The sequence below is a fragment of the Litorivivens sp. genome (genome assembly GCF_041624475.1).
Classification (GTDB): Bacteria; Pseudomonadota; Gammaproteobacteria; order Pseudomonadales; family Spongiibacteraceae; genus Litorivivens.
This window is the reverse complement of sequence record NZ_JBFJUX010000002.1, coordinates 18,711-41,224: the sequence shown is the minus strand read 5'-3', so window position 1 is coordinate 41,224 and position 22,514 is coordinate 18,711. Positions and strand designations below refer to the sequence as shown.

Annotated in this window: 10 protein-coding genes; 6 read left to right on the top strand and 4 right to left on the bottom strand. The window is 54.4% G+C overall.

The window, feature by feature from the left end:
- Nucleotides 1–7 precede the first annotated feature (7 nt).
- The 5 genes from ABY734_RS02885 to ABY734_RS02865 are packed head-to-tail and all read left to right on the top strand — an operon-like array spanning nucleotide 8 to nucleotide 16,396.
- The gene (locus ABY734_RS02885; protein ID WP_372777471.1) at nucleotides 8–3,166 is read left to right on the top strand and encodes a poly-gamma-glutamate biosynthesis protein PgsC/CapC; all 3,159 of its coding nucleotides are present in this window, start codon (nucleotides 8–10) and stop codon (nucleotides 3,164–3,166) included.
- Nucleotides 3,139–5,559, top strand: coding sequence for a hypothetical protein (locus ABY734_RS02880; protein WP_372777470.1), 2,421 nt, complete (start codon nucleotides 3,139–3,141; stop codon nucleotides 5,557–5,559). Before ABY734_RS02885 ends, ABY734_RS02880 begins: the two co-directional genes overlap by 28 nt.
- Nucleotides 5,549–6,445, top strand: a complete 897-nt coding sequence (locus tag ABY734_RS02875) for a hypothetical protein (RefSeq protein WP_372777469.1) — start codon at nucleotides 5,549–5,551, stop codon at nucleotides 6,443–6,445. The genes ABY734_RS02880 and ABY734_RS02875 overlap by 11 nt, the downstream gene beginning before the upstream one ends.
- Nucleotides 6,446–6,492: 47 nt before the next feature.
- The gene (locus ABY734_RS02870) at nucleotides 6,493–12,117 is read left to right on the top strand and encodes an SPOR domain-containing protein (protein WP_372777468.1); all 5,625 of its coding nucleotides are present in this window, start codon (nucleotides 6,493–6,495) and stop codon (nucleotides 12,115–12,117) included.
- Nucleotides 12,110–16,396 carry a hypothetical protein gene (locus ABY734_RS02865; RefSeq protein WP_372777467.1) on the top strand — a complete coding sequence of 1,429 codons (4,287 nt, stop codon included), beginning with the start codon at nucleotides 12,110–12,112 and terminating at the stop codon, nucleotides 16,394–16,396. The genes ABY734_RS02870 and ABY734_RS02865 overlap by 8 nt, the downstream gene beginning before the upstream one ends.
- A gap of 95 nt (nucleotides 16,397–16,491) precedes the next feature.
- Here the strand turns inward: ABY734_RS02865 and ABY734_RS02860 are convergent, their stop codons facing one another.
- The 3 genes from ABY734_RS02860 to ABY734_RS02850 form a co-directional block, all read right to left on the bottom strand.
- Nucleotides 16,492–17,520 carry a GAF domain-containing protein gene (locus ABY734_RS02860; RefSeq protein WP_372777466.1) on the bottom strand — a complete coding sequence of 343 codons (1,029 nt, stop codon included), beginning with the start codon at nucleotides 17,518–17,520 and terminating at the stop codon, nucleotides 16,492–16,494.
- A gap of 247 nt (nucleotides 17,521–17,767) precedes the next feature.
- A complete protein-coding gene (locus ABY734_RS02855) occupies nucleotides 17,768–18,541 on the bottom strand; it encodes an SDR family NAD(P)-dependent oxidoreductase (protein WP_372777464.1) in 774 nt (257 codons plus the stop codon).
- 83 nt (nucleotides 18,542–18,624) lie between these two features.
- Nucleotides 18,625–19,377, bottom strand: a complete 753-nt coding sequence (locus tag ABY734_RS02850) for a glutathione S-transferase family protein (RefSeq protein ID WP_372777463.1) — start codon at nucleotides 19,375–19,377, stop codon at nucleotides 18,625–18,627.
- A gap of 152 nt (nucleotides 19,378–19,529) precedes the next feature.
- Here ABY734_RS02850 and nhaC point away from each other — a divergent pair, with 152 nt between their 5' ends.
- Nucleotides 19,530–21,020, top strand: coding sequence for a Na+/H+ antiporter NhaC (nhaC, locus tag ABY734_RS02845; RefSeq protein ID WP_372777462.1), 1,491 nt, complete (start codon nucleotides 19,530–19,532; stop codon nucleotides 21,018–21,020).
- Here the strand turns inward: nhaC and ABY734_RS02840 are convergent.
- A complete protein-coding gene (locus ABY734_RS02840; RefSeq protein WP_372777461.1) occupies nucleotides 21,015–22,478 on the bottom strand; it encodes a M20 family peptidase in 1,464 nt (487 codons plus the stop codon). The two genes, nhaC and ABY734_RS02840, sit on opposite strands and share 6 nt — an antisense overlap.
- Nucleotides 22,479–22,514 lie beyond the last annotated feature (36 nt).

The following is a 22,514-nucleotide window of genomic DNA, read 5'->3' as shown; positions in this document are numbered from 1 at the left end:
CGCCACGATGCTGGAATCGATCTTTCCACTTCCAATTTTCCCCGAAGGAAGCCTGGCCGGCTCCGTAATCACCACCGTCTGGGTGGGCGTCTTTGTAATGGCGTTTTTTAACCTGCGCTATGGGTGGTTGCTATCAGGTCTCGTTGTTCCCGGCTACCTTGTCCCAATCCTTATACTGAAGCCCTGGAGTGCAGCGCTCATAGTCTTTGAAGGCGCGCTGACTTATCTCATCGTATACATTTTTTCCGAAAAAGCCTGGCGACTCGGGCTATGGTCATCACTATTTGGTCGCGATCGCTTTTTCGCTATCGTTCTGGTGAGTGTTGCCGTGCGCATCGCCTTCGACGGCGCAATTATTCCTTCACTCGACGAGTATCTGAAAAAACTCGGGCTTTCCGAAACCGATCTGCGGAATGACTTGCAGTCATTTGGGCTAATCATCATCGCGCTCACAGCAAACCAGTTTTGGAAGCCCGGACTGAGCCGGGGGCTGTTTACGCTAGGGGTAGGCATTGCTGTAACTTGGTTGATCGTGCGCTTTGTACTGATGGAGTACACCAATTTCAGCATCAGCAATATCGGTTACATGTATGAAGCTGCAGCGCAATCAATACTGGCCTCCCCCAAATCCTACATTGTCTTGCTAACGGCCGCCTTTATCGCGTCCAGGTTCAATCTCCTCTACGGCTGGGACTTTAACGGTATTTTGCTACCTGCGCTTCTGGCACTGCAGTGGTACCAACCGTCCAAGATTCTTTTCACCTTCGCCGAAGCCTATGTCATTTTGACTTTCGCCCGGTATTTGGTCGGGACTTCGTTATTTGCAAACATGAATATCGAAGGCGCAAGAAAGATACTGTTTCTGTTTAATATAAGCTTCCTATATCGCTACCTTGCGGGCTGGTTTGTCCCGATCTTTTTCCCGGACACAAAAGTCACTGACACATTCGGGTTTGGCTACCTCTTGTCTACACTACTGGCACTAAAGATGTTCGACAAAGGAGCCGCCGTACAAATGACCCGTGCGACCATCCAGGCTTCAGGCACGGCAGTTATCATCGCAACAATCATCGGCTTTGCCATACAGCTTCTAAACCGAGAAGATCAGCCATCGTTTGCACCGGAATTTGTACTCAGCGCTCAGACCGCGAGCCCTGATATCAGCCTGGAACAACAGATGCGCGACGACGCCATTCTATACTACCAGGCCCGATCACTCGGACAAATGCCGCGACCTTATCCCCATGAAATACGCACTTTCAGACAGGCTATCTACCAGCTGGCGAACGAACCAATCCAAGCCGAAAACAAAGCCATCGGCGCACTGGATAGTTTAGGTTTTCAGGTCACTACGTTTGATCAGCGCTATCTCTACATTCGCGAGAAAGAACCTATCCGAGGCTGGGGTTCGTTCGTTATCGATCGGCAGGCCGAATCAGAACTAATACTCGAGTGGCCCAGGGCCTCGAACGAGCGAGTGCGCCCGGATGACGCCCTGCTCCTGATGACAACGCTGGGTGCAAAAGGCCTGTCACTGGCCACCGCTCGCTCGGAAATCAACGCTGACAATAGCTCTGACATGCTTCTTGCCCGCGAATCCATCTTTACCGCATTTCGGAAGGGAATGCGCAGCGACCAGATTCTACAAGTTCGCTCACGTGCACTGCACGGCGATGAAAGAGACAAGCCAACACTCTGGGTAAAACGCGCTTTACCAGACGGGCTCAATGTCAGAGTTTTAACTGAGCTTTTCGACGGTCTGCAAACGATATGGGGCGCGCCTAAATTTCAAAACGCAGCACGCGAATCGACGCTATCTGGCATAGCCGAGTTAATGGTTACTCGTCGGGATTTGAGGCAGGCCATCATTGCTCGCGAAGGTCTTTCCAGTGTGCAGCAACTGAAAACAGTCCAGCGAATCGACGGTTACCTCGCCGAGTGGGTTTTCGAGACACCCGGGCGTTTTGCGGAACGTGGCAGCAATCGCTACCGCCCGCCAGGCACGGACGAACTTCTTTATTTAGATGAAGAGGTAATTTCACCGCTATTGGCTGAAGCACCACTGTTGAAGGATGAACCGGACCGTGAAACTCGTCTCGCAGTACTCAACCGCGCTGCCTCAACCGTCGGCTATAACCTAGTGCACTTGATCCAAGCCACAACCAATGAAGAATATGTGCTCCTATCCGAAACAGCTGAAGACAGCAAACGGTTTTGGGGTGTACTCATTGTCAGATTGGGGCCCGCTCGCCCTATTCACGTTGGTGTTCCCTACCCTCAAAGCGAACCTGGCAGCGGAGAACTCGCATTAACCCTTTTCGAGCAATTAGGGGCAAGGGCACTGACTATTGCCACCGCACATCGACATGCCAACCCAAATGCACTCGCGGACGTACTGTTACCGGAATCCGATTCGCTGCTCACCCTTGCCAACCAAACATTCCTGGAAGCACACAATAATGGTGGCAGCCACACACTGCTTGTTCGTGGGTACTTTTTTAACGATCCAGCGTTTGCACTCGATGTTGACGCGGTCCTGTTGCCTGACCGCTATCCTGCTGGCCCGCAGTCGAATTATATATTTAAACATTTAAAGGACCTTGGGCTTAACCTTGCATACGCCAATACGCAACCTTCGCTGGCAACATCAACTCTGACTAATAATCCGATCGCTCAACAGGTTCAAATCTGGCCGTCGGCAGAATTCAGCCTGATACGGCTGTCTCCATCCGTGCGCAGTAGTTTCAAGCGATACACGTCCAATAGGGTGGAGCAAAGGTTGTTCGCTGCGGTCGGGATAGAAGAGCGGAACATAGCATTAAAGACATTAATTCAGTCGCATCAGAGTAGCCCACCAAAACGACCACTACCGGCTGAGATGATTGAAGCTTTAAAAAGTTACCAGCACGCAGCGGATGTTGTCGCACTTTATCGACTGACTCGTCGCTGGCCTCAGTATCGCTTTGAGCGAGTTCTCGATCGCGAGAATTTGAATTCCTATATAGCCGTTTATGATCCTAGCGAACGACTGGCCGGGATATGGACAATTAACCCGCTACGCCTGAATCAGGGGCAGGCGGTAGCGTTATCAGAAGCGAACCCGGAAATTATCAGCAGTTTTATGAGAGACTCAAGCGCATGGCTCATATTCGCACCGTCAGAATAGACCGGGCCGGCGCACCCTACCTGCTGGTGCTGGCTCTCGCACTACTGGCTTGGGCAATTGCCACAGCCTGGCAGTCTGACGCCTTGGAAAATATGATAGCCCGGCTGGCTGAGCTGGATGAGCAAGGCGCGCCCAAAACAGTTTTCAAATTAACCACTGACACGTGGACTCACTTTGAAATTAACCCGCCGGATGGTCTCGTCAGTATTTTAGCAACGGCTGCTATTCCGCAGAACCAGCCCGATCAGGATCCCACTGACATCAACTTCGGAATAGAATATACCTTGCCGGGACAGAAAAAACCTAAACAACATTACTTCGCCTCCAGCGTCGTATGGTTGCGCTCACCGCATCAGGCTGAGGCAGTACCGGCCGCACGGCTGTTGGCACCTCACCAGTCGGTGGTCAGCACTACACAATCGCTGACCTTGACTACTCCGGCTAGCGGGGCCTTGCGTTTGCGGATGCTGCCCTCTCCCGGCGTTGACGCAGTGATAGTCCGCGTCTTTACTCATGAGCGCCTGCCCGAATCAATGGCAGAGCGCGAGTGGATCAGGCTCAGCGCGTCGACAAGATATCAACTCTCCGCTCCTCTCGTGTTCCCGCCGGATCTACTGGAGCCGCAGATTAAGCAGCGCCTCATCCTTAGCCGATGGACGCCGGTCGGTCCACAGGGTGTGGAGGGTCAGGACTATATCAGTGCCCGTTTGAAGTACGAACCACAGGATGAACTAACACGCTGGCACGATGATTTTGTGGGCTTTGGACTGGTAAGCGGGCCTGAGCAAACCACCGTTCTTCCCTTAAAAACGCCCTCTGGTAGCGTAAAAATAAAAATCACCGCGGTAGATGGCTCAAGTAAGGTCACCGCGAAGCTGACTTATGAAAAGGGAGACTCTTCACCGCCGGAGAACGAGATTGCAGTCGTCGAGGAGTCTTTGCAGAGGCCTTGGAAAAAAGGCTGGATCACCGTCAATACAGACAAACCTGCTCTGGTGCGCGCCTATGATGGTGAGACTGGAGAGGAATTGACGCCAGAACTTTTGCGGAGTCTGGTTTGGGGCTTTAGCCAAGACAAGCCGCTTACATACCCCCTCTCTCATGTTGTAGGGGAATCCACGCCGCTAAAAGTTGATCTGCGCAAAATAGACCTTCGCTCAAACCCGCCGCTGACGCGCTCGTTTACAGCGCAATGGGAGCTGCTAAACGAGAACGCAGAAACAATTAAACGCGGAACAGTGACCTTCGAGCCCAAAATATTGCACACCGACATACGGGACGATATGCCTTACGATAGCTGGGTTAGCGAGGCCCATTCATTTTACCTACTGGCACCTGAAGAGGCCCGACTATTGCGCCTGAGGGCACCGAATCCGATGTGGGCGTCCGTTTACACTCGCCCGCTTCACCTGCGACAAATAACCAGAGTACCCGCTGACTATCAGCCCTGGACCGAAGATCCCGATCGGCAACCGCTATGGTTTTCGCTACAACCTGACTGGGAAGTGCCACCCGAGAGACTGATGATTCGACGTCAACCACAAACACCAGAGCGCGACCCCGACATACTTGCGGGGAACTTTAACTGGCAGCAGTGGTATCCCGAGGAAGCCGCTCCCGGTGCCTGGTTCCTGCTGCCCCGCGATGAATTTGCCGCCACCCGCTCCGACGCGCTGAGTAACATCTTTTTCCGTATTGAGCCAAACCAGACCCAGCACCTGCAGATCGCCCCGAGACCCGATGGCGCTGAGCCTCGGGTCGAACTGATGTATAAGCACGCCTCGCCCAACAGCGATATCCAAGTGGATGGCTTATCAATTCCGCTACTTCGGCCCCTGCCCAGGCAGGGAACCGTAGAACTGCCGCCGCTTGCGCCCGGAAGGCACCGTATCCGAATTTCCGATTCGTCAAAAGGCAACTGGCTGGTAAATCAGCTTGCCGATCGTCAGGGAGGCTTCCTTAAGGTTTACGCACAGCGGATAAACCGTGGAGAAAAACTGCACTACCAAGTAGGCGCCGGCGCGGAGAACCGAACGCTTTCGATTCGCGCTATTCTGCCGGTGTCCAGCTCATCTGCGGATCTGGTTGTCTCTGCATCGCCAGCCAAATTGTCCGACCAGTTACAACTGCCTGACTGGACCGTTGCTGACCGGATTTTTCGCTTCACGCCATCGGCCGAGGATCCATCAATTGCCCATGAGCAGATCGAGGGAGCCTGGCGAGACGCAGGAGTTGGCTTTCTGCCGATTGGCAGCGACCGCAGCAACACCGATACTACACTTGTGTTGGAATTGAATGGCGCCGACACGGCTTATGTTTCTCTCTTTGAGTTGACTCCCGGGTTGGCCGAGCAAAGCACATCGAGAAAGGATCGCCCCTCAAATGATTTTTAGAGCAATACACTGGGCAAGCCTGGCTCTTACCAGCACCTGCGCCCTGGCTGCTGAATCTTTGCCGCCATGCTCGCCCCTACCGTTGATCGACGTAATAGAGAAAACTGCTGGAGGAGATTATGTCCAACCGGACGCTATCGACATCGCTTCGGCAGCCAGCTTGTTTGAGCACCATTTTCGCAACCCCGAAGAAATCGCTGATTACCGCTCTGACTGGCAAGCATTGGGCTTTGACTTAGTAGAGCTGTGCCACGAGCAAAAGCGGTGGTGGCTGATCCGAGAAATTAATCGCCGGGGCCGAGGTGCGTTTCTCTTTTCGGCAAACCCTGACTCCAGCTTGGTTCTGCAGGCGCCACACCGCCGAGATGACTGGGGAACCGGCCGCCTCACCGCCAAACTTGCGCAGGAAAACAACCCCAGAGCTGTCGCCTGGAATACGACACCGCGCCGAATCGATGACGAACCGGGACCTGGTGATGCGGACCTGGCCCACCTTGACCGCAGCTTCCTGCAAGCCTTCACGCTCGGGCAAGCCCGCGGACTAAAAAATTCGAGACTGATCCAGATACACGGTTACAGCGCGGATAAACGCAAAACCTCCCGAGCCCAGAAATCAACAATCATTATTAGTAGCGGCCGCCATTTTATCTCGGCACCGGTGTTCTCCATCTATAACTGCCTGTATAGACAGATACGCGGTGTTCTTATCTTTCCCGACACGGTCAAGGAGCTTGGCGGTACAACCAACAGCCAAGGCAGACTCTTTATGGAACAGCGGCAAGATGGCTTTGTTCACCTCGAGATAGACCGAAGCCTGCGAGAAAAGCTGCTGCAAAGCCCATCGCTCAGACGGACGCTTTATCAATGCCTCGCCACAGCCTACTAATCCTTTTCGGGATACTTGCGGCGCAACCCCTGCTGGCAGCAGACTTGATGCCACAGCGTAGCGATCGGCTTTCCTTCGAATATTTGTGGCGAGAATCCTATCCCCATACGCTTCGCTGGGATGAACTGGAAAATGATCCCCTTCGCCGCAACGTTATGGCCTCTGAGAACACCTCGGCACCCTTAACAAACAACCAAGATGAGTGGATTTTTCGATTACACGCCAACAGTGCTTTTAGAGTTCACGACGAAAAATCGAACGACTGTTTATCCGGAGTCACCGTTATGCAAGGTAACGGTAGCGGCCTCTTTATTGAGTCCGCAGCCCAGTGTGCCAATGATGGCCATGATATTATCGTCACCGACGACAAGGGCCAAGAGCGGATCTTCCTGGTACGCGATGGCCGAGAGACAGGCGGCGCGCTGCGCTTTTTCCATTCTCGGCGTGAATCACCTCCAGTGCTTACCCCACAAAGAGAGCCGATAGGTCTGGATGCTCCGCTGGTACGCGTCTCCGAACAATCAGGACAACATCGCCGCTATGCGGCTCTCGTGCCCGGCAAGGGAACCACAGCCGAAATACAGGGCCCCACTCGTCTAGAGGTCCAAACCCGCCTTTATTATCCACCGGCAGAAGGCCCAACTACACAGTGGCCAACCTCGCTTATCTGTTATGCCAAGCGTGGTTTTTCCGCGCCGCAACAAGCGCGCAACAGCCCCCAAGCGGTTGATCACTATCAGGTAGAACTGAGAGTTCACCCCCTATCGACTGCCGCCACAGGCAAAGACTGCCACGCAGGCGAATGTGACGGCGCCCATCTCGGCTGGCAAAAAATTCTCGACTACGACACGACACCAGCCTATCACGCGCCAGTCAAAGTCGACGGTTGTGCGATGCCCACCGGGCAGCTTGAGACCCGTTATGTTGATTTACCGGCCGGGCACTTCCAGCTGCATGTTGACGTCAGTTCAGCGACACTGCTCAGGATTGAAGCCCAGAGCCAAAGCAATTGGCTGCTACCGGCAATAAACTCACCGGCACTGTCCGCGGCACAACTTGGTAGTCAAACACAATCAGCTGCGGTTAAGGAAACCTATTCACGGCTGCAGGCCATAATGGATAGTGCCGATCGACTGCGAACACAAAATACTCGCAGCGAAGGCGCCTTGCAGGCAATTGCGAGTCTCGAAGGCATTCCAGCAAGTGCACCAGCTCGCCCCGATCTCCTTGATATTGCTCAGGAGTGGCGCGGCCGACACAGCTTCTTTCGCAATCTTTCACCTGACTCGATGGCCTCGAATGCTCAACAGGGGTGGTCGCTAGCCATTCCCTACGCGCCAGTGCCTCTGGCCACACCACGCAAAGCCTTCACCACAAGCACTCTGCACGTCGACTCATTGCTTCAGGGGCTTAGCTCCGCGCTGTTCTCTGCGCCAGGTAATTCCTGCGACGGCGACCAAAACCGTTCGCTCTGTTGTCATGACTGCCCCCGGCAGCCCCTGTCGCTGTCTTACCAGTTGCCATATCGCAGCGCGCATAGCGATCTGCAGATTATGGCTGACACGCGCCGTCTGGCTCGGCCCGTAGCACTATGGATACAACTACAAGGGCAGGAAGCGCGCCGCATGATCGTCCATCCGGCATTCGAATTCCCGACCTTGGAACGCCTGCCGTCCAAGCTGGAGGCTGCGCTTGCGCTGCTGAATGCATCGAGCGAGGGAATCGAAGGACTATTCGCCCGGGCTAGATTGAATATGGAAACGGCATCGCTGCCCTGGGTCGCTCCTGCACAACAGGAATTGCCACTACCAGCGAATGCGAAAGGGTTTAAGGTATGGTCTAGCGACCCAGCCGTCGCCGAACTGCGTTTCGCCTTCCGCTACCGAGTTGCGAAACCGGACCAGTTGACCAAACCGGAGTATCTCAAGTTATTGGCAGCACTACCCGCGGAAACACGCCTGGACCTATTTCTTGACTTGCTTGGTCGGCCAGACACAGAAGAAACAGAAGCGTGGTATGCCCCAGCCGGCACCTATACAAATCGCAACGCAGCACAAATCCGCATCCGCCAACTTCAGGATTCAGGGGTATCCGCCCGCCTTGTGGAAACTCTAACCAGCGATAACAAACACCTCTGGAGTGTACAAGCCGGTCCCTTTGAAGAACGGCATGCCGCAGTTGAGTGGCGTAACACCCACCACGTTGAGGGTATGGAATACACCATCGTCCCTGCGGGGCTTACTGCCCGCGTGGAGGCCGCTACCAAATCAACCGGCCAAACAGCCACATTGGCCCAGCACTGGTTTCCGCTGCTAAGCATGCTTGATGATCTTGCCGAGCATTACCAAACTGCGGTTGAGGCTCACCAGCCCGCGCCAACTGATCAAAGCAATAATTCGACAGTACTGAATAAAGCCCGCGCTGCACTGCATACAGCCAACCCGACGCATGCCCTGGAATTACTCGGCAGCCCCTATCGCTGGCTCGACTCTCCCCGGAGCGAGCAGGCGCTAATGCTTCAGATCAGCGCATTGCGACAGGCCGGCGAAAGGGCCTTGGCCGAACGCATCCTTCGCGGCATTGCCCTATTTACCAGGCAATCGGAGCTGCGGGACTGGGCAATCGCAGAACTGGAAAATGAATACCGAATTGCCGGTCGTAATGTTGAGCTTCAGGGCCTGTATGCCTCGCTCATTCGTCGGGGTGACAATCGATCCGTTGACTGGATTGGTTTACTGGCGACCCAATTAATCGCCGATGGCGATGCAGATCTCGGTCTCGATCTGGCTATGCTGTTGTCGCCCGAAGAGCAGCCAAGCGAAGCAATGATCGTGGCCAGTATTGAGACCAGAAACTGGTATTTGTTTGATCACTTAATAGAAAACCTTACGATCGAACGTCGCTCATTCTGGCTTGGCTACCGCAATGCCATAACACTGGATCTATCGGCCGCAAGACAAGCCTGGAGTAGCACCAATGCTGAAGCGGAACTCACCCACCTGAATCAGGGCTTGGCGATCGCCCGTGCTCTGTCGGCACCTGAAGAAGAGGAAAGAGCGAATGCCATAGCTTCATGGCGCAGCTGGCTGATACAGTCGCCCGGCCCCTGGCGGTGGCAGTCCCGCGAAGATATTGTCACCGACAGCGCCGGCGTAATCATGTCTCATATGGCGAGGACAGATAAGCTGCTGGCAGGTTATCGGGCAAACTCGCGTCAGCCACTAAACCTGCGTATTGAAGGCCCCGCTCTGCTTCGCCTTGAAATGCGCCCTCTACACCAAGGAAATACGCCAATAGATGGCTGGATTAGCGTTCACCATAATGGCACACATAAAGTTGTACCCGTTTTCAACAATCGTGCTGCTCCCGGATGGACACCGCTGACTGGTACAGGCTCAGGCGTGGGCCAGGCAGAAACCAGTTTGCTGGATCTCGGGCCGGGCGAACATGCTATCGCCATACACTCAGAACGGTTCGAACTGTTCGTGCGCCCGCAAATACTCCAGCCGGCACTGCGCCTACCACTCTTGCCCGACGTGAACAGCCAAAACCTTGAAAGCGCCACACAAGGCGACTGGTTGCTAAAACTCCCTGTCGATGATTACTCTTTAGCCCACCCTCGCCTACGGCAGATAACGCAATACGGGAATGTCTCACCGCGGCTTGATGAAATCCCCCTGCCGAAAACCAAACTGAGCCATTCGCCGCCTCTTGTGGCGACTCATTGGCCAATCCTCAAAGCCAGGCCATACTGGAACTCACCCGTTGCGATCGATGAACAGCCCGCATGGCCAGCTAACCCTGACAATCCCGCGCTCCGCCGCGAAGCGATGATGCGCGCAGCCTGGCACGCCGAGCACGCTGACAACGGCATGGAGGCTGCGACCTTGGCCGAAGCGCTTGCGGTCAGTTATCCAACCTTACCAGACGAAGGCGCGATCCTGGGGCAACTGCGCCGAAATCTCGAATGGTGGCAGGTTAACGCGATGCATCGCGAATTGGGGATCACACGCCTCGCCTATTCAGGGTGGCGCCCGGAAAATAGTAGCCTGCGCATACGTCAAGCGCTCATGGCACCCGACATCTCCGAGCATCACGTGCTGCGACAGGGCGACCGTTTGACTCTGCAGCTACGGCGGCTGCGTGATGCGCGGCTGAGAATACGCGCGCGACTTATCGAAATGCCCTGGACTCGGGCAGTACCAGCGGAACTCAGTATCAAACTGAATAACTCGCCTGCTAAAACGTTGAGCCTCAATCAAGCTGGCGAGTCGGTATTGGCAACGCTGGATCTTGCGCCTGACGAGCATGTACTCTCTATCAAACTAGATTCAGCGTACACAAACCAGTTTGTTGCCCTGGAAATATTTGACGAAACACTCAACCAATGGCTACGCCCTGAAGCAATACGCGACTACCATATCACGCGCCAGGATAATCCTCTGGAAATGCAGGTTCGGGGGCCGGCATTACTTGCCATCGATCAATATTTCGGAGAGCGCATCAGCACGCAGTACCGTTACATTCCTGAAAATCAGGAGCGCATCGTCGTCGGCCCTCCGCAAGGTACCAGAGAATCGCTAGTGCGTATTCGGCACCTGGTGAAATCACCAATAACTCGAGAAACGACACCCTCCCGACGCCAACCAACGGTTATAGCTGGCTTACCGGGCCAGAGCATCGATACGAGTGGCCATCTCGCCTCCCCGCTTCGACTTATTGACCAACTGCCTCTGGGCGGCCAGGAGGATGGCACCTGGAGCACCTCGCTTGGCTATGTATCCCTCGGCGCAGAAGAGGAAAGTGGTATAGAAGCCGAACGTGACCGGTATTTTGAAGTCATAACGCCTTACCGGCGCGAGTTTGACACCGACCACATTGACTTGAAACTGGAACCTCTTGCTCGTTTTCGCAGTGACGGCACGACTACGCTTGGCCTGCGAGCCGCGACCGATTGGCGTCCAGACGATACGCCATGGGCATTTACCGGAAAGTTCGCCGGTTATACACAAAACCTGAATTCGAGAATATGGGGCGGCGACCTGTCCTTGGCCGCCTCACGCCCATGGCACTGGAACGAAAAATGGTCAACGCGATTTGAGGCGACGCTTGTTCAGCGCTATGTCCCCACCCCTGATCTCGCCGCAGGCGAAGTCGCTGACCGCAGCATTTTCAGCCCTTATCGGCAGGATCACCCACGAGCAGTTTGGCTGGCAAGTGGAATTGACTATCTACCCTGGATGGACACGGCTTTCGACGCAGATTTTACTATTGCGAGCAATGATCCACTGCACGATTCAGGTCTCGACTATGCACGCCTCGACCTGCGCTGGCGACAGCTGTTAGGCGATTTCGACCTGGAGCTTAAAGGTCGCTGGCAGGAACTTTTAGACGATGCCGATCGAACAGGAGGCGCAACACGTCGCAGTGCAATGCTTTCTGTTGGTTACGACCGTTGGGTGTCATCTCGCAGTCGATGGTCGCTTCGCCTAGGCGCCCGAATAGATACCGATATTGATGACCATTCCTATTTTATGAGGATTGAGTATTCATTCGCCAACGGTCGTCACTATAAAGACTTCCGCGGTGGAGAAATTCCATTTATTAACTCGCGAAAACGACGCGCCCTAGGCAGTCTCGAAAACAACATTATGGGCACGCTAAATGACTGAAGAAAATATCTCAGAGGCCCTGAACACTGGTCTGAGCGAAAGCTGGCAGCGTATCCACCGCAGCAGGCTGACCCAGATAACCAAACTGTACAAGGCCTGGCTAAAAGAGAATGACCGCGCCCTCTCAGCTGACACAGGACTTCTAACATTCATCCCCCTGCTCATTGAAAGCACGGAACAAAAACTTCAATCGCTGCATCGCTCTTCGGCCGATTTCTCTGGTCGCTATGCACGTGCAGCCACGGAGCTGGAACGCAATCAGCATATCCTCAACTTTGCTCGCGACCTCGGGTCAAGCTCACGTGATCTTAAGCGTGATGAAGCGTCCTTTCAGCTATGGTTTGGTGCCGATGCGGTTTCCGAACGCTATCAGAGGCGCGTAGCGGAGCAAGAGCGCATGCTGGCGCTATGCATCGACCGGTTTGCCGGCCTGGCAAGCCGGGTAATCCAAAACGACCCGCAAAGTTTCGCCGATACATGGCGTAGATTTAAGATCCGCTCAGTACTCTTGCGCCAACTCAAATACCAGGGTGAACAGCGCGTGCGCCTGACAGCCTACGAAGCGCTGGAACAGCTGACAAACTGTCTACCTGTGGTAGATCGCGAGTCCACACTTGGACGCCCTATCTTGCAAACGACACTGCAAACAGCTCTCGATTCGCGAACGTCACCCTGGCTACAGTCTGCCGCTCTGTCCGTACTTTCGAGGGTGTCCGTGGAATGGCTATGTCGAGCTGTGCGCAGACGCTTTGAATATACGGATTTACCGGACGCCATGTTTGTGCGCGCTCGCGCAGTTGGTATTTTGCAGCGCGTGATTCATCAGTCAGCGGAAGCTCGTCTGCTGATCCATGAGGCTGCGGTCGACCCCTCAGCGCACGTTCGACAGGCGGTCGCGTTCGCATTACCCGAATTGCCGAGTGATCAGGTTATGGCACTGCTGCCCGTTCTTGCAACGGAAGATTCGGAACCATCCGTTCGAGCTGCGGCTGTACTCGCTATTGGTAAGCTTGTAACGAATCCAGAACTATTCCCAGTCTGTCTGACCACGATTGCCCTGGCTCTGAAGAAGGACCGGAGCAATTTTGTAGTCCGTGTTGCACTTCGGGAAACAGCAACCTCACATCTAGCACTCATCAATTCCAATCAGCGAGACACTTTATCCAGTTGGGAACTGGCCCTAAACGGCCCCCTGAACGCACTCCACGAGTCTCACGATGCGCTGACGGTGCGGCGCTGGTCCCGGGAGACGCTTGAAACGCTGTGGGCGCAACGGAGTACACAGCGCTATGAAACGTTAACTGAGCTGCGAGAACAGGTTGCCGCACTGCGCTCTGGCGAAACCTTATACCTTGAGGTAGACCCGGAACTGACGGAAGATGTCCTGGCCCGTCTGCTGGCCGTTCAAGCACAACGTGATTGTGGGTTCGACCTGACCTTAAAAAATGGGCGCGCGCGCATACTTAAACACGATCGTTTTGGTTTCCGCATCTGGCGTTTCCTACACGAAACCCGTCATCCCTCAAGCGACAAACGACAGGCCTTCCAGCACACAATAGGCCGACATTACCCATCACGCGTTCAAGCACAAAGTCAGATCATGGCGGAACTGAGCGAGACAAAAGTACCTGGCGAGCCACTTTTCAATAACGAGGAAGGCGGCTGGCGTCCCTATCTACCTCTGGTCGATCAGGTCATTTCTGCCTGCGGGTTGAGCAGTCGCCCGATGCGATTGTATTCAAGTGAAGGAGTTACCACGATAAACCCTCCCCACTCTCTTTTAAAACGGCTGAACACCCGCATTAAACTTAGTCGCGACGTATCTCACCTATCGCAACTGAGAAACTGGCATTCACGACGCTCGGAATCACCTCGTGGCTATGTTGCAGCCTTGCGGAAATATGGCATTGGCATCGAATTCAGCAGTCATGACACCAAGGGCTCACTGCGTTATTCAGAGGACCCTTCCGTAAAACGTTTTTTCGGCACCAGTGTCGTTGTGATTCCTCCGCAAATTTTAGAGTCCTTTGCTGAGTACTTCGTATCTATTTACCAGAATTCACTCCGTGAACTTGTTGCTTTTCTGATTGCTATAGGCGCTCTCTTTTTCGGCCGACACATGTTCGTCAACTTTCAAATGCGAGCTTACCGACGAAGTGTGCCCTTAGTGATTGGCGGCTGGGGCACACGAGGAAAATCGGGTACTGAAAGACTCAAAGCTGCCTTGTTTAACTCGCTGGGGCTGAATATTGTTTCCAAGACTACGGGTTGTGAAGCAATGTTTGTACACGGCCATGCCTATGGCAGTACTCGCGAGCTGTTTTTGTTTCGTCCCTACGACAAAGCAACAATTTGGGAACAAGTCGGCGTTATGCGGATTGCCCGCGATTTGGGCTGCGAAGTGTTTCTATGGGAGTGTATGGGCCTTACCCCCTCCTACGTTCATACACTGCAACGACAATGGATGCAGGATGATCTGGCAACGATCTGCAACACATACCCCGACCACGAAGATCTACAGGGGCCAGCCGGCATTAACATCCCGCAGGTCATGCAGAACTTCGTACCTGAAAACAGCACACTCATTTCCACCGAAGAACAGATGACGCCCTTGCTGGAGCAGGAGGCAACTCAGGTTGGCACCGAGTTTATTCAGGCCGGCTGGCTGGAAGCGGGTTTGATCACACCCGATCTTTTGGAGCGCTTCCCCTACGAGGAGCATCCCCTCAATATGGCTCTGGTCTGCGCTACAGCTGCCCAGGTCGGAGTGCCCCGTGACTATGCTCTTAAAGAAATGGCGGACAATGTGATACCAGATCTGGGAGTACTGAAGTCCTATCCTTTGGCACAGCGGCAGACGCGCTGCCTCGAATTTGTCATGGGCATGTCCGCTAACGAAAGGCTGGGCTGCATGGGAAATTGGCAGCGCATGGGCTTCGCAGACCACGATCCCCTGAAAAGCCCCGGAGTTTGGACCTCCACCGTGGTTAATAACCGAGCCGATCGAATCGCCCGCTCAAGAGTATTTGCATCAATACTCGTCAAAGATGTCAGTGCCGACAGACATGTACTGATTGGAACCAATCTGGATGGTCTCCAGAGCTATATGAAAGAGGCCTGGCAGGAAATTGCAGACACCAAGACACTATGGCCTGATGCAGAGGAAGCCGACACACCACTGCAGATCCTGACCGCTGAGGCACATGCTCGCCGCATCCCGACAAGCATAGAAATGGTGCGCCTGCGCCTGCTTGCCATGCTGGAGGGCATCGGCGCGCAGGAAATAGCAGACGATATTGAACGTTGGTTAGAATCGCCGCCTGACTTGTCCAAAGCGGTGGCCGCGACGCACTCGCAGAGTGTAGGCGATGATGTCGCGCGATTTCTCAGCCAGTACCTCGAAGAACTGGCAAGCTTCGAGGCGCTAGCCACCGAGGTGCAACACGCCCAACCGTCAGAGACGCTTGATCATAAATTTCGTGACCAGCTGTGGAGCTGGTTCTATAGCCATGTAATTGTCATCGAGAACGAGCACGCCACCGGCGATAACATCATCCAGGAAATTTATGACAATACGCCACCTGGCTACCAGAATCGAATAATGGGCATGCAGAACATCAAGGGTACCGGGTTGGACTACGTGTATGCCTGGCAAGCCTGGGAGAGCTGTGCGCGGGCATGCGCAATGCTGATGACAGCATGCTGGGATGATGCAAGCAGTGAATTACAAGCGCGTCTGGACAAATACAAACCCTCCCCCTACCGCAAGGGCGACCTTGGCCCCGCAGAACAGGGGCTGCGAACCTTGGCCAGCTTCCAGGAATACAACCTCTTATGCGAAGAAACAGTGCGTGAAGTTTGCTCGCTTATTCGAGAGTCTGCAGCCGCACAAACAGAGCTTTTCCAAGCGGAGCTCAACGTCATCGAGCAGGCGTTGTCAGAGCAGCTGCAGAGCACAGTAAGCAACACAGAGTCAGCCAACATTTCGGGCATACTGTCGACCAGCCTGGCCTTTATCGAATCTCTGCTGGACGCTGGCGATGCGATATCACGGCGACAGCGCGCCAACCTGATTTACCGAGAGCTAGGCCGTGAGCGCATTAGTGTAGCCAAAGCTGCTTTAGAGTTACAGAAGCTGACCAAACGCCAAAAAGGTGGATGGTTCGTCATCGGAGCACAACAGCGTTTGCAGCAGGCATTACCAGAAATGCTGCGTTGGCTTCGCAGCGCTCGTAAACTCGGACGACGAAAGCCTACAGAGCAGATCACAAGCACCTAAAGATTTTGGATGGCTTTTCTGCGGCAAATAACGAAGTCAGGCATTACTGGCCATGTTTTGTACAAGCAGACGGCGCAAATGTTGGTTTTGTAGACTTATGGTGCTACTGACGGCCATTCAAGAACTTTAAGTCCACTGGGAGCAGCTGCCTCCGTGGCCTCTAGCGCAGATGTGCACCTCTCCTGAACTTGGTCCAACAACGCACCCGCAGGCACTCTGCCCTTAACCGCGCCAATGCAGTAATTTAGCTCGAGTGCCTGAGCATTTATCATGACAGTCTCGTTGAGGCGGGCGCTAAGTCGACGCAACAACAAGTCAGCAGTAGCACTATCAATATCAGGGCTAAACAGAAAAAACTCGCCCCCACCAAGGTGGGCCACAATATCGTCAATACCCGTTAGGCTTCGTATGCGGCGCGCAGTTTCACGGTTCGATGTAGCGGCAATATCCAATGGCAAATCGCCTCTATCTTCAGCACACTTCAGCACAGCCATTAACGATTCCGAGCGAGAATCGGCCAACACGCGCCCCATAACACGCTGGAGCCCCGCGCGGTTCAGCATTCGGGTTTGAGGATCCTGTAATTTTTCGCGTTCGGACTCGGTGAGCTCATTCAACACAACCCGGTCAGCGGTTTTCGGCTGTTGCGCATTAAGCTCGTTCTCAACCCAGCTGCCAAGCTGTCGTAGCGTTTCCAGGTCCGATGTTTCGAGCTTGCGGGGTATATGATCAATCAGGCAAAGCGTACCGACCATGTACCCCTGATAAGCCAGCGGCTGCCCGGCATAAAACCTCACATGCGGGGGTCCGGTGACTAGCGGGTTGTCTGCGAAGTGGGGATGCAACAGTGCATCTTCGACAACGAATGCATCCTCTTGATGAATCGCATGTCCACAAAAGGAGACGTCTCTTCCCGTCTGATCCGCATCAAGTCCACAGCTGGCCTTGAACCACTGGATATCGTCGGAAACCAAACTTATTAAGGCAATCGGCACGTCAAACAGCTTACTGGCTAGGGCGGTGATACGATCAAAACGCTCTTCAGCCGGTGAGAAGACGATATTCAGAGATTTCAGCGCTTTGACCCGCTTATCTTCGTCAGGCGTGGGAATGGCGGATTTCATAAGTTTACTAGCCTCATAACGACACCATTGCGGGTTAGGTACACCTTCAGCGAGCCCCGAACCTGCCCGACCCAAGATATCCTCAACGTATCACGACAGCTCAGTTATCGTAGTGCATTTTTTATTTCATAGCGAAGGTATTCAGTTCTATCAGAGCTCACCGCGACAACACAGCAAGCCCTGCCGCCACTGCGAGAGGAGTTAAATTGTCCAAGCCACCGTTATGACCCAGCTATCGTTCTGTGAGTCAGCCCGCCTGCGCCACAGAACCTCCGTCAAGCACCAGCGTGTGGCCACACATCCAGGCCGAAGCACGCGAGCTCAGGTAAATAGCTGTTCCAGCGATATCCTCCGGCTGTCCCATCCGACCACGCGGAATAGCCGTGGGCGCAGTTTCAGCAACCTCATCGATAAGGTAGGCGGTCATTTTGCTAGGAAAAAATCCAGGCGCAATACCATTAATATTGACGTTGTCCTTGGCTACGTCAGCTGCCATATGACGGGTCAACTGAATCACCGCCGCTTTACTGGCAGAGTAAGAGTAGTTTTCAAGTTTCGGGTTTGTAATGCCGTTTATCGACGCAATATTGATGACTCGTGCAGGGTCATCCCCCGTGCCTGCTGCACGCAGTTGCGGCAACAGTTTTTGCGTTAGAAAAAAGATCGACTTCACATTGACCTGCATGACCTTGTCCCAACCATTTTCGGGAAAGTCATCCAGCGGCGCACCCCAGCTGGCACCAGCATTGTTCACCAGGATATCTATTTTCGGTTCCCTATCCTGCAGGGCTTTTGCGAAGGCCTCCGTTCCCGCCTGAGAACCGAGGTCTGCCACTATCGGTATGCATTCACCCAGTGTTGACAGTTCCTGCGCGGTTGCCTTGAGTTCCTCTTCCTTGCGCGCACTGATATAAACTTTGACACCATTTTCAAGAAACCCTCTGGCGATCATGGCGCCAATACCACGCGACCCCCCGGTGACCACCGCAACTTTTCCCGCGATCGAAAACAGATTTTTCATTCACCGCTCCTTATCAATTTTAGCTCCATATTAGAAACCTGCCGAGATAACAACCACGACATGCGATGTCGTTATCTGTCTAGCTAGAAATCCAGCGGCGTCTGGATATGCCTTTCAAACATCCGATCCCGGTGATCCAGCAAATGAGAATCGAGCGCCTCGACTATCGCTGGCGAGGGATGAGCAAAGCCAGCGCGCATACCTTTGGGCATGGGGATAAGGTCATCCGGCAGTGGATTGATCATAACGCCAATAAAAATAGCGGTGTAAAAATCGAGGGCCGAAAGTTGATCGCCAAAAAAATAGGGGCCGTGGTTCTGAAGTTGAGCAGACAGTAGCAACAGTATTTCGACGGTCCGTTCCTCTGAGCGCGCGACGGCCTTTTCGCTATAGCCATACTTGTCCGCCAGGCGCTGTAATACCGGATTCGCTGACGGCCCGCCAGACAGGGCAATGGATTGCAGTCGGCGGTTCCAGCCAAGACCTTCCACCCCCGCAACTTCTCTTAACAGGCCAAAATGCAAAGCACGCTGATCCGGCGATGCGGGAATCAAAGCCGGCTCTGGGGCCAATTGTTCAGCCAGCAAAACCATGCTCTCCCAGAGTATGTGCTGACGATTGTCTGCATCCACAATAACCGGCGCACTGGTCTGCCCGGTCCATTCCCGCAAGGCGCAGTTTTCGCCCCCCACTTCCTGCAATACCGGCGTATAGGCTATCTTTTTGTGGGCAAGCACCGCTTTTATCGCCTCTCCCCAGACGCCGGGCGTACCAGCGCATAACACCAGACGCAATCCACCCAATTCGCGGGCCTGCTCAACACTGACGTAATCCATAGGCACCTCTGCTCTTATTTGTCGGTTTCATCCTCTCACAGTATTGAGCGGAACTCCCTTACCAGCATCATCCATACAGGCGAACCGGGTTCCAATCTGGGCTTCACTTTTCTGGCTGCTATACTGCGACAAACGCTACTGGCTTCTCAACCATGCCCACGCCCCCAACCTCCCCCTCGCTTAAGCTTGCTCTGCTGCCTCTGGCACTGCTGCTGTTACTGCTAGCGATCAACGTCGCCCTCTTTGAGGACAGCGCCATTGAAGGCCCGAACCAGATCGCGCTGATACTCGCCGGCGTTATGGCGGCACTTATCGGACTGCGGCATGGCGCTAGCTGGGTCGTCCTGCAGGACGGCATGCTCAAAGTGGTGTTTATTGCGCTGATGCCAATACTTATGCTGCTGCTTATCGGCGCTATGGCCAGCACCTGGATGGTCAGCGGTATCGTGCCGACCCTGATCGTCATGGGTTTGAAGCTGGCTGATCCGGCGTGGTTTTACGCCGCCGCAGCCCTTGTCTGCGCCATTGTATCGACGGCCGTTGGTAGTTCCTGGACCACCGCCGCTACGATTGGTGTCGCCATGATGGCGACAGGCGAGGGCTTGGGTATGAGCCTGCCGGTGACCGCCGGCGCGGTGATTTCGGGTGCGTATTTCGGCGACAAACTTTCACCGCTTTCTGATACAACCAATCTGGCTTCCGGCGTCTGTGGGGTCGATCTGTTTCACCATGTGCGCTACCTGTTTCTGACCACCGTGCCCTCCTTCCTTATTGCACTTGCCTTGTTTATCGCTCTTGGCCTGACCCACACGGCGGATGGTCGTATTGCCCAGTCAGCCGAAATGATCAATGCCATCAACACGAGCGTGCACACATCAGCCTGGCTGCTGTTGGTGCCGCTTTTGGTTGTCATCGCCATTATTCGGAAAATGCCCGCCCTCCCCCTGATGCTATTCGCTACCCTGCTTGGCACCCTGTGCTCGCTATTGTTTCAAAGCGAGCTGGTCTACCAGATTGGGGGCTCCGAAGACTGGATCGGTCTCTACCGCGGACTGACCGCTACGATAGTGTCTGAAACCAGTATCGTGACGGGCAATGCCTTCAGTGACGACCTGCTCTCCACCTCCGGCATGGCCGGTATGCTGAACACGATCTGGTTAATTCTATGTGCCGTAGTATTCGGCGGCTTGATGGAGGCCTCAGGCTGTCTAAGCAGCCTGCTGACCGGCTTAAACCGATTGGTACGTGGACCCACGTCTCTGGTAGCCACAACGTCCGGCACCTGCGGCGTTCTTAACCTGACCGCTTCGGAGCAGTATCTGACCTTGCTAATCGCTGGAAGAATGTATCCTGAACTTTATAAAAAGTATGGGCTGACGCCTAGGAACCTGAGCCGCACTCTGGAAGACAGCGGCACCGTAACCTCCGTACTAGTACCCTGGAATACTTGCGGTGCTTACCACGCTACTGTGCTCGGCGTGGGTACCCTGACCTATCTGCCGTTTTGTTTTTTTAATCTGATCAGCCCGTTAATGACAGTGCTGGTGATGCGTTTTGGCTGGAAAGTGGAACATATTGCGGGGAGCGAACAGCCGCCACACACTGACCCTGTGCCAGTGCGAGAGGGAGAGCGGGCTCTATAGCTCTCCCGAACGGGCAATCAGGGCGTAGTACATTTTTACGGCTTCAGCATAGCTGGCTACTGAAACCCGCTCATCGGTGCCATGAATCCCTGCCAATTCATGCGGTCCGACTTCCACCCCCATAAAACGAAAGCTGTTGGTGGCCACCTCATTGAAATGCCGGGCGTCCGTCGCGGCCACTACCAGGCGCGGCGCAACCAGCGTATCCGGGCTTACCTGGCGAACAACATCACTCAATACCTGAAAACCCGCACTCGCCGTATCGGCCACCGGCGATGGGTTACTGCCAAAACCGTCATAGGGAGTCACCTCAATGGCAGGGTCGTCTATTACGCGGGTTACATGGTCAATCACAGACTCCACCGTATCGCCGGGCAGAATACGAAAGTTGACGACCGCTGACGCCTTTATCGGCAAGACATTATCCTGCACGCTCCCCTCCAACATAGTGACCGCCGTTGTGGTGCGCATGCCGGCGTTGGTCGCCGGATTGCTCTCCAACACCGATGTCAGAAGGGGTGAAAACAACCAGGCATTGGCAAATAACAGGCGCTGATAGAAAGGCTGATCATCGCCGAGAAAACGCATGAACTCGACGGTGTACTCCAAATCAACCGGAAACGGATTCTGCTCCAGGCGGTGCACGGCGCGCCCAATACTGCCTGCCGCCGTTTGCATAGGCGGCATGGACGAGTGCCCGCCGGTACCGCGAGCACTGAGCTTCAGGCTCACATAGCCTTTCTCACCGGGGCCGATCAGAGCGACACGTTTGTCCACACCGGGAATCATGCCTTTAGCGATCACCCCGCCTTCGTCCAGCAGAAAGTCGACCGTTTCGCCGCGCGCTTTCAGTGTGTCAGCTATCACCACGGCTCCGCGATTACCCCCCACTTCTTCGTCGTGACCAAAAGCGAGGTAGATGGTACGAGGCGGCACAAAGCCTTCTCTCAGATGCCGTTCGACGGCTTCCAGAATGCCCAGTACGCCCGCCTTGTCATCGATCGCGCCGCGACCCCAGATGTATCCGTCGGCAATCGTTCCAGAAAAGGGTGGGTACGTCCACTCCTCTTCCGTGCCGGGAATAACCGGCACGACGTCCTGATGAGACAGCAACAGTATGGGATTGCGCTCGGTATCTTGCCCCTGCCAGCGAAACAGCAAGGTCGCGTCGTTGATCAGCTCGTGAGGAATCTCGGCAAAGGTTCGGGGAAAGCGCTGCTTCAGAAAGCTACGCAGCTCCGTGAAGGGCTCATAGTCAAACGACTGATAGTCCGCAGTAGAAACACTGGGGAACGTGAGCGCCTTTGCCAGGCCTTGTGCTAATGCCTGCTCATCCCACTCACCCAGCTCAATACCTGCAACGTCTTCAGAAAGCTCCGGTTTGAAACTGACGGTTCGCACAAGCACAACCACAGTGAGTAGTATCAGAGCCAGCAGGAAAAACTTTAATAGCTTCATAAGTGAAAAGCATTCTCTTCAACGAAAAAATAGTGT

What these genes read in the sequence shown, in the direction of transcription:
- ABY734_RS02860 (WP_372777466.1), bottom strand. Translation starts at nt 17,520, where the DNA reads ATGAAATCCGCCATTCCCACGCCTGACGAAGATAAGCGGGTCAAAGCG.
- ABY734_RS02885 (WP_372777471.1), top strand. Translation starts at nt 8, where the DNA reads ATGCTGGAATCGATCTTTCCACTTCCAATTTTCCCCGAAGGAAGCCTG.
- ABY734_RS02865 (WP_372777467.1), top strand. Translation starts at nt 12,110, where the DNA reads ATGACTGAAGAAAATATCTCAGAGGCCCTGAACACTGGTCTGAGCGAA.
- ABY734_RS02855 (WP_372777464.1), bottom strand. Translation starts at nt 18,541, where the DNA reads ATGAAAAATCTGTTTTCGATCGCGGGAAAAGTTGCGGTGGTCACCGGG.
- nhaC (WP_372777462.1), top strand. Translation starts at nt 19,530, where the DNA reads ATGCCCACGCCCCCAACCTCCCCCTCGCTTAAGCTTGCTCTGCTGCCT.
- ABY734_RS02870 (WP_372777468.1), top strand. Translation starts at nt 6,493, where the DNA reads ATGCCACAGCGTAGCGATCGGCTTTCCTTCGAATATTTGTGGCGAGAA.
- ABY734_RS02875 (WP_372777469.1), top strand. Translation starts at nt 5,549, where the DNA reads ATGATTTTTAGAGCAATACACTGGGCAAGCCTGGCTCTTACCAGCACC.
- ABY734_RS02880 (WP_372777470.1), top strand. Translation starts at nt 3,139, where the DNA reads ATGGCTCATATTCGCACCGTCAGAATAGACCGGGCCGGCGCACCCTAC.
- ABY734_RS02850 (WP_372777463.1), bottom strand. Translation starts at nt 19,377, where the DNA reads ATGGATTACGTCAGTGTTGAGCAGGCCCGCGAATTGGGTGGATTGCGT.
- ABY734_RS02840 (WP_372777461.1), bottom strand. Translation starts at nt 22,478, where the DNA reads ATGAAGCTATTAAAGTTTTTCCTGCTGGCTCTGATACTACTCACTGTG.